At 69.6% G+C, this 13,546-nt stretch carries 12 protein-coding genes, 1 tRNA gene and 6 pseudogenes; 11 read left to right on the top strand and 8 right to left on the bottom strand.

Annotated elements, in window-relative coordinates; translation table 11 throughout:
- Positions 1-44: 44 nt before the first annotated feature.
- Complete coding sequence (locus OG735_RS34495; protein ID WP_327327060.1) at positions 45-686, bottom strand: hemerythrin domain-containing protein; 642 nt, start codon at positions 684-686, stop codon at positions 45-47.
- Between the two features lie 241 nt (positions 687-927).
- On the opposite strand from OG735_RS34495, the gene OG735_RS34500 reads away from it, so the two are divergent.
- Together OG735_RS34500 and OG735_RS34505 are read left to right on the top strand one after the other, a co-directional pair.
- A complete protein-coding gene (locus OG735_RS34500; RefSeq protein ID WP_327327061.1) occupies positions 928-1,821 on the top strand; it encodes a LysR family transcriptional regulator in 894 nt (297 codons plus the stop codon).
- Positions 1,822-1,881: 60 nt separating this feature from the next.
- The gene (locus tag OG735_RS34505) at positions 1,882-2,220 is read left to right on the top strand and encodes a transposase (RefSeq protein WP_327328557.1); all 339 of its coding nucleotides are present in this window, start codon (positions 1,882-1,884) and stop codon (positions 2,218-2,220) included.
- A gap of 15 nt (positions 2,221-2,235) precedes the next feature.
- Here the strand turns inward: OG735_RS34505 and OG735_RS34510 are convergent, their stop codons facing one another.
- A complete protein-coding gene (locus tag OG735_RS34510; RefSeq protein ID WP_327327062.1) occupies positions 2,236-2,607 on the bottom strand; it encodes a VOC family protein in 372 nt (123 codons plus the stop codon).
- 56 nt (positions 2,608-2,663) lie between these two features.
- Here OG735_RS34510 and OG735_RS34515 point away from each other — a divergent pair.
- Positions 2,664-2,861 (top strand): annotated as a pseudogene (locus OG735_RS34515) (LysR family transcriptional regulator); the annotation flags it as partial.
- On the opposite strand, the pseudogene OG735_RS34520 reads toward OG735_RS34515, so the two are convergent.
- Both OG735_RS34520 and OG735_RS34525 read right to left on the bottom strand, forming a co-directional pair.
- Positions 2,856-3,020, bottom strand: a pseudogene (locus tag OG735_RS34520) (site-specific integrase); the annotation flags it as partial. The pseudogenes OG735_RS34515 and OG735_RS34520 sit on opposite strands and share 6 nt — an antisense overlap.
- A gap of 308 nt (positions 3,021-3,328) precedes the next feature.
- Positions 3,329-3,529, bottom strand: a pseudogene (locus OG735_RS34525) (MFS transporter); the annotation flags it as partial.
- Between OG735_RS34525 and OG735_RS34530 the strand changes: the two are divergent.
- The 3 genes and pseudogenes from OG735_RS34530 to OG735_RS34540 form a co-directional block, all read left to right on the top strand.
- Positions 3,530-3,985 (top strand): annotated as a pseudogene (locus OG735_RS34530) (hypothetical protein); the annotation flags it as partial.
- Between the two features lie 12 nt (positions 3,986-3,997).
- Positions 3,998-4,518, top strand: a pseudogene (locus OG735_RS34535) (succinate--CoA ligase subunit alpha); the annotation flags it as partial.
- A gap of 121 nt (positions 4,519-4,639) precedes the next feature.
- Positions 4,640-6,181, top strand: coding sequence for an aldehyde dehydrogenase family protein (locus tag OG735_RS34540; protein ID WP_327327063.1), 1,542 nt, complete (start codon positions 4,640-4,642; stop codon positions 6,179-6,181).
- Between the two features lie 4 nt (positions 6,182-6,185).
- Here the strand turns inward: OG735_RS34540 and OG735_RS34545 are convergent, their stop codons facing one another.
- Positions 6,186-7,490 (bottom strand): DUF2254 domain-containing protein, encoded by a 1,305-nt coding sequence (locus OG735_RS34545; protein WP_327327064.1) that lies wholly within the window; start codon positions 7,488-7,490, stop codon positions 6,186-6,188.
- A 193-nt stretch (positions 7,491-7,683) separates the two neighbouring features.
- On the opposite strand from OG735_RS34545, the gene OG735_RS34550 reads away from it, so the two are divergent.
- Positions 7,684-7,768: transfer RNA gene (locus OG735_RS34550), tRNA-Leu, on the top strand.
- Positions 7,769-7,772: 4 nt separating this feature from the next.
- Here the strand turns inward: OG735_RS34550 and OG735_RS34555 are convergent.
- Complete coding sequence (locus OG735_RS34555; protein WP_327328654.1) at positions 7,773-8,075, bottom strand: hypothetical protein; 303 nt, start codon at positions 8,073-8,075, stop codon at positions 7,773-7,775.
- Positions 8,076-8,133: 58 nt separating this feature from the next.
- Positions 8,134-8,595: pseudogene (locus OG735_RS34560) on the bottom strand (recombinase family protein); the annotation flags it as partial.
- A 156-nt stretch (positions 8,596-8,751) separates the two neighbouring features.
- Here OG735_RS34560 and OG735_RS34565 point away from each other — a divergent pair.
- Positions 8,752-9,885 (top strand): hypothetical protein, encoded by a 1,134-nt coding sequence (locus tag OG735_RS34565; RefSeq protein WP_327327065.1) that lies wholly within the window; start codon positions 8,752-8,754, stop codon positions 9,883-9,885.
- A 78-nt stretch (positions 9,886-9,963) separates the two neighbouring features.
- Here OG735_RS34565 and OG735_RS34570 read toward each other — a convergent pair whose 3' ends face one another.
- Positions 9,964-10,140: a hypothetical protein gene (locus OG735_RS34570; RefSeq protein WP_327327066.1), complete on the bottom strand. Its 177-nt coding sequence runs from the start codon at positions 10,138-10,140 to the stop codon at positions 9,964-9,966.
- Positions 10,141-10,388: 248 nt separating this feature from the next.
- Here OG735_RS34570 and OG735_RS34575 point away from each other — a divergent pair, with 248 nt between their 5' ends.
- The 3 genes from OG735_RS34575 to OG735_RS34585 all read left to right on the top strand — a co-directional run bounded on the left by OG735_RS34575 (position 10,389) and on the right by OG735_RS34585 (position 13,423).
- The gene (locus OG735_RS34575; RefSeq protein WP_327327067.1) at positions 10,389-12,563 is read left to right on the top strand and encodes an FUSC family protein; all 2,175 of its coding nucleotides are present in this window, start codon (positions 10,389-10,391) and stop codon (positions 12,561-12,563) included.
- Positions 12,560-12,868, top strand: a complete 309-nt coding sequence (locus OG735_RS34580) for a hypothetical protein (protein ID WP_327327068.1) — start codon at positions 12,560-12,562, stop codon at positions 12,866-12,868. The genes OG735_RS34575 and OG735_RS34580 overlap by 4 nt, the downstream gene beginning before the upstream one ends.
- A 303-nt stretch (positions 12,869-13,171) precedes the next feature.
- Entirely contained in the window at positions 13,172-13,423 is a 252-nt protein-coding gene (locus OG735_RS34585; RefSeq protein WP_327327069.1) for a CDP-alcohol phosphatidyltransferase family protein, read from the top strand.
- Positions 13,424-13,546: the final 123 nt, after the last annotated feature.

Genomic DNA, 13,546 nt, shown 5'->3' on the forward strand with positions numbered 1-13,546 from the left:
GCGTCGGCCGATAGACCGCCAGGGCGGCGGCCAATGAGGCTGCGTCAGGCCGTAGCGCCCGGACTCCAGCGGTCGAGAACGGCGTACGCCGGGATCCACCGGGCGGTGCAGGCGGCGTACGCGGATGCGGGCAGTCGGGCGAGGAGCCTCTCCGCTGTCGGTTCATCGGCGCCGTCCAGCAGCCACGGCAGCAGCAGCGGTGCGTCCTGGTCGATGTGCTGGGCATGGACCCGGCTGAAGTGGCCCCACTGCTCGGCTGTCAGCACCCGTTGGATCAGCGGGAGCGCCGCTTCCTCCTCGTGCGTGAGGTGGCCGGCCAGGCCGCGGGTCAGCGCGTCGGCAAGCTGGCCCAACCGCAGCGAGCCGGCACCGGGGTCGGTCAGCGCGCCGTCGATGGCCTGGATCACCGGGGTGATGGCGGCATGTTCGGCCTCCATCACCTCCAGCAGCGCCAGGTCCTTCGGCCGGCCGGCCAGATTCTGCCGCAGCGAGGGCCACAGTGCGTCGTCCTCGGCCGTGTGGTGGGCATGGAGAGCCTTCTTGAACAGCGTCCATCCGGCAGCGGTGGCCAGCACCTGCCGCGGGTCACGGTCCGCGGCGGTGGTGACCCGGTCCAGATGAGCCAGTTCCCGGCGCAGGGCATCATGCATCGCGTACATCACGGTCAGGTCGATGGCGTCGCTCATGGGCAGGTCCAGGACGTTCGGGTGTGCTCACCGACCACAGCGTTGACGTGGCTGAAGGAGAGACACGCCGATGACAGGACGAAGGCGTTGGCGAGGCACCTCATCCCCTCCGACCGTACGAGTGGGGGTTTTGCACGCGTGACTGCATGCCTCAAACAATCTTGCGGTTCGCGCGTATGATCAAGGAACACTTGTGCGGGGTTCGATAACCGCAGGGTTATTGACGAAGGGTCGGGGGCCGGTGGAGCTGCGCGACATCGAGATCTTCCTGGTGCTGGCCGAGGAGCTGCATTTCGGCCGGACCGCACAGCGGCTGCACGTCTCCCAGGCACGCGTCAGCCAGGCCATCAAGAAGCAGGAGCGGCGCATCGGTGCCGAGCTCTTCACCCGCACCAGCCGCACGGTGCGCCTGACCGAGGTCGGCCGACAGTTCCGCGACGACCTGCAACCGGTCTACGCGGGCCTGCACGAATCCCTGGAGCGGGCCCAGCTGGCGGCCCGCGGCATCACCGCACAGCTCCGCGTCAGCCTGATGCCCTTCAACGTCGCTGATCTGCACCCCTACTGGAAGGCGTTCCGCGCGCGGTACCCACACTGGGGACTCCAGATCCGCCAGGCAACCTTCACCGATGTGTTCGGCCAGCTCCGCAGCGGCGCGATGGACGTCATGGTCGTCTGGCTGCCGGTGGAAGAACCGGACTTCACCGTAGGACCGACCCTGTGCACCGACTCCCGGATCCTCGCCGTGGCCGCCGACCACCGGCTCGCGGAACGCGACTCGGTGCCACTGGAGCTGCTCGCCGACTTCCCGCACGGCACTGCCCTCGGCCTGCCGGACTACTGGGAGGACAGCTACCTGCCCTTCCACACCCCACGAGGCCGTACGATCGAGCGCATCATGTCCGCGGCCTCGGACACCGCCGATGAGCTGATCAGTCACGTCGGCATGGGCGAGATCATCCACACCTTCCCCGGCCATGTCACCAGGCACTGGGGCATGTCGAACATCCGATGGCTTCCCGTCCCCGACATGGCCACCATGAACTTCGCCCTGGTCTGGCGGACCGAAGCCGAGAACGACCTCATCCGCGCTCTGGCCGACACGGTGCGAGATCTCGGCGTGTTCCGGTTCTGACGAGCCGTGCGGCGTGAGGTGGACGTACCTGCGGGCCGTGCGCACGCGTGCGCCCGTCGACTGCTCCCGTCGGCTGCTCGCGTCGACCGGAAGCCTGTGAGCCTCGCAGCCGACAAGGCATACAGCAACAGGCCCTGTCGTAACTACCTGCGACAACGGGGCATTCGGCACACGATCCCAGAGAAGACCGACAGTCGGGCCGCCCGCCTGCGCAAGGACTCACGCGGCGGACGGCCACCCGGCTTCAACGAAGTGCGGTACAAGAAACGCAACACCGTCGAACGAGCGATCAACCGGCTCAAGCAGCACCGGGCCGTGGCTACCCGATACGGCAAACGTTGCTACGTCTTCCTCGGCACCGCGACAGCAGCATCCGTAGTCATCTGGCTCCGAACTTGATTGCCTGGACAAGTCCTAGCCGATGAGGGTCTCCTTCGGGCGGACCACGCAGAACTCGTTCCCCTCCGGATCGGCCAGCACGGTCCACGACTCGTTGCCGCTCTGCCCGACGTCCGCCCGGTGGGCGCCGAGTGCGAGGATGCGCTCGATCTCGGCCTCCCGGACCTCCGCGGCGCACGTCAGATCGAGGTGCAGGCGGTTCTTGACGACCTTACGGTCCGTCACCGGCATGAAGCAGATGCCCACCGGCGCGGTCTCGTCCGGCCCGATCACGACCTCCCGCTCCCGCTCGGACAGGATCCGCCAGCCCAACACCTCGGCCCAGAACCGGGCAAGGGTGGGCAGGTCGTGGGCGTCGATGACGATGTGATGCAGCGAGACAGGCATGTCCGCCAGTGTGCCCGGTGATCGCCCCGGACAAGTCCTAGTTGGAGTTGATCGGCGTGAATCTCGATACCGTACGCACCTTCGTAGCCGTTGCGGATGGGGGTCAGTTCCAGCAAGCCGCCACCGACCTGTCGATCACCCAGCAGGCCGTCTCCAAGCGCATCACAGCTCTGGAGGGGGATCTCGGTGTGCGGCTGTTCACCCGCACCGCTCGGGGGGCCCGGCTCACAATCGACGGGCAGGCGTTCCAGCCTGGCGAAGCCGGTTTCCGGGCACACATCGCCTGGGCTGACGACCTTCCCCGGACCGGGTCGGCGGTGGGTGACGAACACCGGCCCGCGCGTGCGTCCCTTGAGCAGGCGGGGCAGGAGCCGGGCAGTGCCGGCATCTCAGCAGACCGTCTCCAGCACGAAGCTCGGATACCCTGACAAGAGCACCACCCGCATCGCCACCGACGCCGGAGCCGCCTGGAAGAGCTACGCACCCGGCGATCACAATCGAGGGTCATTGATGCCTCACTGATGATGCGACGTTCGCCAATGGCGCTCCGGCACCGCCGTCCTTCAACGCTCGGGGCCGGCAGCAACCGACTCGATGACGCCTTGCCAGGATCTGCGATATCCCTGGCAAAGGGGCCCACCAACGAGGTTGAGGATCTGCGAGGACGCATCGATCAACGCCGCCGCGTCTCCCGACTCACACAGATGCAGATCGGCGGCAGCTCCCGCAACTGCCCCGCCGGGAAAGCGACAGCGGCCTGGAAGAAGACCCAGACGCCCATCAGCCAGAAGACGTGCCCGCTGCTCCACAGCTGTGCCTCGTGCAGAGTCTTCTCGGCGGACGTGAAGGCGTACTCCGACGAGCTGATGCGCATCATGCCGATCCATGGGAGGAGCACCATGGTCCAGCGTGGCCGGCCCATGAAGCCGCGGCCGCCGCCAAGAGCCTCAGCTACGTCAAGCTCGACGGCGAGGTCGGCGTCATCGGCAACAGCGCGGGCCTGGTCATGTCCACCCTCGACGCCGACGCCGACGCCGACGCCGACGCCGACGCCGACGCCGACGCCGACGCCGACGCCGACGCCGACGCCGACGCCGACGTCGGCTGCGGCGCCCGACCCGCCAACTTCTTCGACATCGGGGGAGTGGCCTCCGCCCAGGTGATGGCTGACGGGTTCTCCGTCATCCTGCCCGATCCGGCGGTGAGCGCCGTGCTTGTCAATGTCTTCGGCGGGATCACCGCATGTGACGCCGTCGCCGACGGCAACGTGCAGGCCCTGGAACCCGTGCGGCTGACCATGCCCCCTCGTCTACGGCTCGACGGCAACAAGGCCGCCCGCGGACGCGCCATCCTCGACGACCGAGCCCACCCCCTGGTCCGGCCCCAACTGCCCCGGCCTCCCGGCCTGATCAGCCCGGGCCCCTCCAACGCCCGGCATCATCCCCGCCGACATCGCCGCCAAGTCCGGCCGCATCGGACTCGTCTCCAAGTCCGGCACGCTCACGTATCAACTCATGTACGAGCTGCGAGAGACAGGCTTCTCGTCCGCGGTCGGCATCGGAGGCGACCCCGTCATCGGCACCAGCCACATCGACTGCCTCGCCGCCTTCGAACAGGACCCGGACACCGAGCTCATGGTGCTCAGCGGGGAGATCGGAGGTGACGACGAGGAGCGCGCCGCTGCGTACATCGCCGACCACATCACCAAGCCCGTCGTCGGCTGCATCGCGGGCTTCACCGCTACGGAGGGGTAGGATGATGGGCCATACCGGCGCCATCGTCTCGGGCTCCGGCACCGCGCAGGCCAAGAAACTGGCCCTCGAAGCGGCAGGTGTACGGCTCGGCTCGACGCCCACCGAGACTGCGAGGCTCGTCCACGACCGGCTCGCGACGTCACGCGACATCACGTGACGTCACCCACAATTGACGCCGCGTGCGCTGCCACGCCGGCCCACGCTCACTACCGTCCAGTACGAGAGATGAGCCATCGCACCTCCCGCCCCGACTGTGCACCGAGAGCGGAGACCTTCTCATGGCACCCACCCTCACCCTCAAGCCCGGCACCGCATGGGCCGACGCCTGGCAGCGCTGCCTGGCCGTCGCCCCCGAGTCCTTCCGTGACGACCGCGTACTGAACCTCTGGGCCGCCCAGTGGCAGGCCGACGGCCGCGCCCTGCCCGCCACCAGCCCGGTCGACGGCAGCCCCATCGCGGGACCGCCGCGCCTGGACGCGGCAACCGCCCGGCAGGCGGTACGCGCCTCGCTCGACCAGCACCGGGCCTGGCGCCACGTTCCTCTGAGCGAGCGCAGGGCCCGCGTTGCTGCCGCCCTCGACTCCCTCACCGAACACCGCGAACTGCTCGCCCTGCTCCTGGTCTGGGAGATCGGCAAGCCGTGGCGGCTCGCCCAGGCCGACGTCGACCGTGCGATCGACGGAGTGCGCTGGTACGTCGACGGTGCCGAGTCCATGCTCGAAGGCCGTACGCCTCTTCCGGGCCCGGTCTCCAACATCGCCAGCTGGAACTACCCCATGTCCGTCCTGGTCCACGCGATGCTCGCGCAGGCCCTGGCCGGGAACGCGGTGATCGCGAAGACCCCGACCGACGGCGGTGTCGCCTGCCTCACCCTGGCCTCCGTTCTCGCCGCCCGTGAAGGCATCCCGATCACCCTGGTCAGCGGCAGCGGCGGGGAGCTCTCCGAGGCCCTGGTCCGCTCCCCGGAGATCGGCTGCGTCTCCTTCGTCGGCGGCCGCGACACCGGAGCCCGTATTGCCACCGCCGTGGCCGACCTCGGCAAGCGCCACATCCTGGAACAGGAGGGCCTGAACACCTGGGGCATCTGGAACCACAGCGACTGGGACGCACTCACCGCGGTGATCCCCAAGCTCTTCGACTACGGCAAGCAGCGGTGCACGGCGTATCCGCGCTTCGTGGTCCAGCGCGAGCTGTTCGCCGACTTCCTGGCTGCCTACCTGCCCGCCGTACGTTCCATCCGTACGGGCCACCCGCTGGCGGTCGAGCACCCGGACGACTCTCCGCCCACCCTGGACTTCGGCCCCCTGATCAACGCGGCGAAGGCCAAGGAACTGGGCGACCAGGTCGCCGAGGCGATCGACCGCGGGGCCGTCCCGCTCCACCGGGGCACCCTGGCGGAAGGCCGTTTCCTGCCCGGCCAGGACACATCCGCGTACCTCCCGCCGGTCACGCTCCTGGGCCCGCCGCCGTCCTCGCCACTGCACCACGCGGAACCGTTCGGCCCGGTCGACACGATCGTCCTGGTCGACACGGAGGCGGAGCTGCTCGCCGCGATGAACGCCTCCAACGGCGCGCTGGTCGCGACGCTGTCGACCGACGACCCGGCGACGTACGAGCGACTGGCCCCGCAGATCCGCGCGTTCAAGGTCGGCCATGGAAAGCCGCGCTCACGCGGTGACCGCGACGAGCTGTTCGGCGGCTTCGGGGCGTCCTGGCGGGGCGCCTTCGTCGGCGGCGAGCTCCTCATCCGGGCCGTGACCGACGGCCCGGCGGGAGAGCGTCTGCCGGGTAACTTCCCCGACTACCACCTGATGGCGTGACCGCCTAGCCGATGCCCTGGCGGTCGGGCTCCAGCGCGAACGCGCGCTCGGCCGCCTCGGGCACCGTGCGCTCCACGGCCTGAGCCAGGAGCGTGCGGTGCCTGAGCAGCGGCTCTCTCCGCTCCTCGGGCGTGAGCAGCAGGAGATCGTCGATCCCGGCCACCAGCCGCCGGGTCACCTGCGGTTGCCCCGGCGCGTACAGCCGTACCTCCGTCAGCCCCAGGTCCACCAGATCGGTCCACCCGGGCACGTCCTGCACCAGACGCACCTCGCCCTGCCGGTCCCGGTACTGCACCACTCCGAGAGGCATCCTCACCACCGCAGCCAGAAACTGCACGATCCGGTCCAGACACTGCACAGCGGTTGTCGGATCGTTCACGGCGGGCGACAGCGCGCGCAGCGCGATGTCCGACAGCTGCCGCAGCCCGAACCCGAGATCCTGGTGAAAGGAGCGTTCCACCCCCACCGACACCGTGTAACGCAAGGCCCGCCGCGACGGCCAACCCTCCCCGTGCACCGCCAGCACCGGCATCCCGGGCACCACGTAGTCCCCGATCCGCGGAATCAGCCGCAGCACGACGCCTTGACGCCTGGCCACCCGTACCAACCGCACGACGTTGACATCGCGCAGCACACCGGCCCGCCCGTGATGCGCGACCCACGCCGTCTCGGCAGGGAGCGGCGCCGGCTCCTGGCCACCGGCCGGCTGCCTGCCGAGCATCTGGAAGGACTCCCGGGCGATGTGGTCGACGACCGGCCCGACCTGCATCAGCCGCAGCATGGCGCTCACGTAGACGATGAAGAGCAGCAGACTCAGCCCGACCAACACCATGGTCAGCAGACTCTGCACCAGCGGCACCGAGGTGACCTGCTTGGGATCGGTCTCGCTCTCGTACGAGGTCAGCACCAGCAGCGAGAAGAGAAAGGTCGCCAGGAACACCGTCAGCGTCAGCTTGCTGATCCGGCTCCTGACAAAGATCCGCACCACCCGCGGGGTGAGCTGGCCACTCGCCATCTGGACGGCGACCAGCGAGATGCTGAAGACGACACCGATGAAGGTCATCATCGCGGCGCTGACCGTCGTCACGATGGTCTTGGTGTCGTTGGCGATCGCGATGAGATCGCTGATCGCTTTGTACGCCTGCTCACGCTGCAGATACGCGATGATCTCCGTATCCAGCGCGGAGGCTCCCCACCACAGTGCGAAGGCGCACAGCAGCCCGGCGGACGGCGCGAACCAGAAGGTGTCCCGCAGATGCTCGCGCAGCAGCGAGAGCGCGCGGGGCGGTCGATAACGGCGATCACTCACGCACGCGAAGGTATGTCCTGCACTGTGCGTATGTGTGCCGCAACAGACCGTGAGCGGAGCGCCGAGTGGTCGTCGAGATCGTCGCGAACGAGTGAGCGGCACCCCACTGACCACCGGATATACAGGTGAGAGGCACCTCGAAGCCCTGGTATTGTTGTCCATGTCGCCGCGGGAAACCGGGGCCGACCACCTAGTCCGGGTGGCGGAATGGCAGACGCGCTAGCTTGAGGTGCTAGTGCCCTTTATCGGGCGTGGGGGTTCAAGTCCCCCCTCGGACACTTGCTATAACGATACGGATGCGAGGGCCTCGACCTTTACGGTCGCGGTCCTCGTGGCGTTTTCGTAGGTGATGGTGATGCCCAGGGCTTCGTAGAGGGGGCCTTTCGTGTCGGCGTCGGCGGCGTGGATGTGCTGTGCGATGTCTCCAAGTCTCTCCGCCATCGCCCGGATCTGGTCGGCAGTGACCGGTTGCTGCGTCTTGCGGGTGACGGCGGGCAGCGTGTCGAGCTTCTTCTGTGCGGCTTCCTTGTCTCGTTGTGCCTCGTTGATCAATTGGGTGACGACGGTGGGGCCCGGCGTCAGCAATGCGGTAGCCGTAAGGCGGTCGCCCGCCGAGGTAGCGGCCCTGGAGCTTGGCCTGGGAGCTCATCGCGGTCCGCACCCGGATCTTGATGCGGTTGCGTTCTCCTTTGCTCATGCCGCCGAAGACGGACATGACGAGGTCGTGGGCCTCGTTGTCCGGGTCGATCGGCCCGCCGACCTCTGGGACCCACAGAGGGATGCGGAAGTGGACGAAGACGGGGAAGGTGTTGCCGAACTGGTTGCCGTAGAAGGTGCGCTGCGGCTCGCCGATCACGACGGCGTCGAACCCGCGGTCGGGGTTGCGCAGTGCTGCGAGGAGTTCGTTGGCGCGGGGGCGGCGCTGCCAGGGCAGGGAGCGGCTGTGGCCGATGTCGAAGCATTCGGTGACGATCTGGCCTCCGGCGGGCTCGATCAGGGCTTGGGCGCGGGTCAGTTGCCAGTTCCGCGAGGCTTCGGGAACTTGAAGGTCCTCGGTGGAGCAGCGTCCGGCGACCGCGAAGCGGATCACGCGATCGGGGCCCATGGTGGGAGCCGGTCCTGTGCTGGGAAGACGAGGAGATCTGGCCGTACCGCCTGCACCTGCTGGCGGAGGCCAGCGTGTCACGCGGCGTCGACGTTACCTCGGCGGCAACTGTGGGCACTTGCGATCACGGGGGCAGCCGACGAGGAGGGTCCAGTCATGCGGGTGTCGTCTCAGGGCGTTACGGTCGTGGCTCTCCTGGCGGATCCGGACGCGCCGACGGAGATCGCGCAGCGCATGGCCCAGACACTTCCTACTCGGCTCGCCGACAAGTCGGGCCAGGGGCGACAATTCGACGTCGAGGTGGTCAGTGAGCCCTTCACCTCAGGGACCGAGGACCCGCCCACCTTGATGCGCCGGATCATGGACCGCGGAAGTGCGGAGAATTGGGATATTGTCGTGGCCCTCACCGACCTTCCGCTGCACTCACACGGGCGCAAGCTCGTTGTGAATCTGAGTCACGAACACGGCTTGGCGCTGCTGTCTCTTCCTTCACTGGGGGGCTTGCGGCTGCAGACGAGGGCCCGGCGGGCCGTGGAAGAAGTCGTGCTTGCCTTGGCGGGTCCGCAGGCCACAGGGGCTCAAGGAACTCCGCAAAGTCAGCCGCTTCTGGGGCCCTTTGCCGGTCGTCTCACGCCTATTCATCCGGGCCCGGTCGGTGAGGAGGAGACCGCCGATCTTCGGTACGTCGTCAGCGGGCCGCGCGGTTACCTGCGGGTGCTCGTCGGTATGGTCCGCGCCAACCGGCCGTGGCGGTTGGTACCGGGCTTGTCGAAAGCCCTGGCGGCCGCACTCGCCACGGGAGCAGTCGCCACCGTGAACTCCACCGTCTTGAGCCTGGCTGAGGCCCTGAGCGCGCCACGCCTCGTGATCGCCATGGTCGGATCTATCGGGATCATGATCGGCTGGCTGATCGTAGACGCGCAGCTGTGGCATCGATCAGCAGAGGGCTCGCCGGAGGCGAGGCAGCGGGCGAGGCTCTACAACGCCTCGACGGTCGTGACCGTGGGTATCGGGGTGCTCGTCTGCTACGTGGGTTTGATGGTCATCAACTTGGTGTGGGCGCTGTTCATCATCAACGACCGAGTGTTCGCTTCCGTGACCCGAACCCCGCTGCACGCCGCAGAGTACTTGACGCTGGCCTGGTTCGTCGCTTCGGTCGCCACCGTGGGCGGCGCGCTGGGATCAGGCTTGGAGAGCGACGAGGCGATCCGGGCAGCCGCCTACTCCAAGCGCGAACAGGAACGTCGTCACACGCTCCAAGACGAGCACGGTGACCAGCCTTCGAAGTGAACCGGTACCGGCACAAATGGCTCCCGGACGCGCGTGCGGCATCACAGCTCACCGCTGTCGGCGTACCGGGAGTTCGGGCTACACGCGGCGGTCCTTCGGACCAGCCCACGCCAGCTGAACTAGAGCCGCTCCCCTCAACCGGTGGGCGACGCGCACCAGGCTAAGCATGGGCAGCGACAGCAGCGCGATGTGCTCCGGCGGGCTGATCATGGCGATGACGGGGCGGGTGTTGTCCCGGTTGGGCAGGTCCGTCACCCTTCTTCAGCCGTTTCGCGACCTCCGTCGGCCATCCCGGATCGGCCACGAGGACGACGTCGAGCCGCGGCAGCTGGGGCTGGACAGGCGGCGCTGGGGGTGTGGTCATCGATTCGCCCTGTACGCGAGGGTGCCGGTTTGTGAGTGGAGGTCGGCCCGGGGTCGCGCGCCCGCCGAGCGCGGCGCCGCCAGGAGGCAGCGGCGCGGCCGACGCGACCCGGCAGGGCGTTCCGGCTAGGCTCCCACCCGTGACGTGGCTGCGGGCCTTCGGGGAGGTCGTGCGATCCGGGCTCACGATCGAGGAGACGCGGCTGGAGCCCCTGCTCGCGCTGCGCACGGCTGCTGGGGTGGCGATCGTCGTCGGGCCGGCGCTGTGGCTGGTCTCTCCTGCGTACGCGGCGTCCGCCGCCCTCGGTGCCTACTCCGCGGGTGGGGCCACCTTCCAGCGCACCTGGCGTCCACGCAAGGTGATCGCGCTCGGCGCGGGCGCGGGTCTGGCGCTCAGCACCTTCGTGGGCTACCTGGCGGCGGGGCGACTCGTGACGTTCCTCCCACTGCTGGCCGTATGGGCCTTTGTCGCGGGGATGGCGTGGGCCGTCGGATCGACCGCTGGGATCGTCGCAGCGACGACGGTCGGCAGCATGCTGGTGACCATCACCCTGCCCACGAGCGTCGGGCGAGCCCTGGAGCACGCCGGGGTCATCGCGCTCGGAGGCGTGGCGCAGGCCGTGCTGATCTTGCTGTTCCCGATCCGTCGTTGGGGGGCGCATCGTGACGCGCTCGCCGACGCCCTGGCCGCCGTGGCGGACTACGCCCGTCGGCTGCGGCACGACCCGACCGCCCCGTTCGACCCGGAGCCGTTGATGACGGCCCGGGACGCGGCCGCCGTGACGCCATCACAGGCCCGCACCCGTCCCCCCGTCCTCCACGGCCCCCGGGGCTTCGCCGAGCGCATTCGGCCGGTCGTCGCCGCGCTCGCCGACCCGGACGTCGGCGCCCCGGCGGAGGGACCGGGGCGGGACCGCGCGCGGGAGTTGCTCGACGCGGCCGCCGACGTCCTGGACGCGGCCGCCCGTTCGATCCGCCGCGGCACTCCCGCCGAGGTGCCGCCCGGGAGCGCGGACGTCCTGCGCGTCGACGAGGAGCACGAGGTGCTGGAGGGGCCCGCGCGGCAGGCCGCCGAGCGGCTCGTGGAACTGCTCGGCGAGGTGTTGGAGATCGCCGGGAGCGGCGGCGCGCGCGGGAAGACGCCCACGCCGCCCGGCCCCGCGGGCGCCCAGTTCCTGGTGCGCCCGACAATGTTCCGGCTGCTCCCGGTCGGCGTCCGGGCGGTCCGGCGTGAGCTCCGCCGGGATTCGCCCGTGTTCCGGCACGCCGTCCGCCTGGCGGCGGTGGCCACGCTCGGCTATCTGATCGCCGCCCGGCTACCCCTGGGCCACGGCTACTGGGCGCCCATCGCATCGGTGATGGTGATGCGGCCGGACTTCCACCGGACGTACGCGCGTGCGGTGGCCCGTCTCGCCGGGACCCTGGCGGGGGTCGCGCTCGCCACCGGGATGGTGCGGGCCCTGGGCCCGGACGCCCATGTGTTCGGCGCGCTGGCGGTGGTCTCGGCGGGCCTGTCGTACACGCTGATCCGTACCGGCTACGCCTACTCCCAGTGCTTCACTGCCGCGTACGTCGTCTTCCTGCTCGGCATGGGCGGCCAGGCATGGGAGCAGACGGTCCCGGAGCGGGTGGTGCTCACCCTGCTCGGCGGGGCCCTGGCCATGCTGGCGTACGTGGTGTTCCCCGCATGGGAGACGCCCCGGCTGCCGGGGCGACTTGCGGACTGGCTCGCCGCCAACGGCCGCTACGCGGCCGCGGTGCTCCGCAGCTACGCCGAACCGACCCGGGAGCATCGCGCCGACATGCGCAGGGCTCTGCTGGCGAGCAGGGAGGCGCGTGCCGCCTGGCAGGAGGCCTACGACCGGGCGAGGCAGGAACCGGTCCGTCCCAGGGGTCTGACGTCGCGGGAGGCGGAGGAGGCGCAGGAGGCGCTCAAGGGGTTCGGCCGGGCGGCGATGCTCATGGAGAGCCACGTCCCGCGGGCCGACAGCCGTTTCGTCCCCGAGGCGGAGCGGTTCGCCGAGGCCCTGGAGGCGGACACCGCGCAGGCGGCAGTCGACCTGCGCGAGCACAGGAATCCGGACTGGGGGCGCGTGGAGGAGGCGCTCCACGCGTGGGAGGGCGCCGCCGGGGACCGGAGCCCGGTGGTGCGGCGCGGGGCGGAACTGCAGAAGCGGGCCTTGGAGGACCTCGCGACGGCCGTGAGCCGCACACCCCTGGAACGGGACGTCGGCTCTGCTCGCGAGGAGCAGCGGGTGCGGGCGGCCCAGGCTGCGGAAGGTGACGGATCAGGACCCGCGCACCGGGGTGGGTGACGGCTCCGGCGACGGGGAGCGCCGCGCCTCCTGGAGCGGGAAGTAGTCTCCCGGCCGCGTGGAGCGCCGCCACACGTACGCCGCTGTCGCCATCACGAGGATACTTCGTCGACAGCACGTACGACGCGATCCGCGCGGTCGTCTTCCGTCTCATCCGCTCCCGCCAGATCCGCGCCGACTCCTCGGTCGGCCCGGTCTACTTCGTGCTGTACAACGTGGAGAGCGAGCAGCGGACCCGTGACCTGGCCGCCGCCCTGTACGGAGACCTCGATCCCCTGACGCGCGCCGTACCCGAAACATCCTGACCACGACGGGACCGGTGCAGCCCTGCCCCGGCACCGCAAGATCAATCTCGTCGACGGCCATGGCTCCATCGATCCATAGGACCGACCTCCTGGTGATGCTGGGCGGGGAGTACGGACCCCCTCCTGACTTGCCCCGAGGGGGAAGGCTCCCTGTCCCCGCCTGCGGTCGCACGCTTCATCGGTCAGACCGCCCACACATGACCACGGCAAGCAGCCAACCGCCCACGCGCCCTGACCCAGCTCAGCCTCCTGCACGGTCTGTTGCTCGCCCTGGCCGCAGGCACACGCCCCGGGCGCCGCTGGGTGGCATCCAGCCAGGCCCTCGCTGTGACACACCTGGGCCTGCTGGAGCGGCGCGAACAGCTCACCGCCGCCGACACCCTCACCCTGATCCGCGCCAACCTGCCAGCCCTGCCCGGTCGGGCGAGCCGCTGGTCCGGGCCACTTGCGATCGTCCTCGACCTCGCCGACGGCCGCCTGGCCCGCCGCCAGGGCGCCGTCTCCCCGTTCGGTGACTACGCCGACACCTTGGCCGACGCCGCGTACTGGACCTGACTCACCCAGCGCCACGAACCCAGCCGCACCATACGAACAGCCGCCGTCGCGGCCTGGGCGCTTCCCGCTGCCGTACGGGCTCCAGCCGTGCAGGAAGGGCTTCGAGTCCTCGGCTTGCGGCTC

The organism is Streptomyces sp. NBC_01210 (assembly GCF_036010325.1).
Classification (GTDB): domain Bacteria; phylum Actinomycetota; class Actinomycetes; order Streptomycetales; family Streptomycetaceae; genus Streptomyces.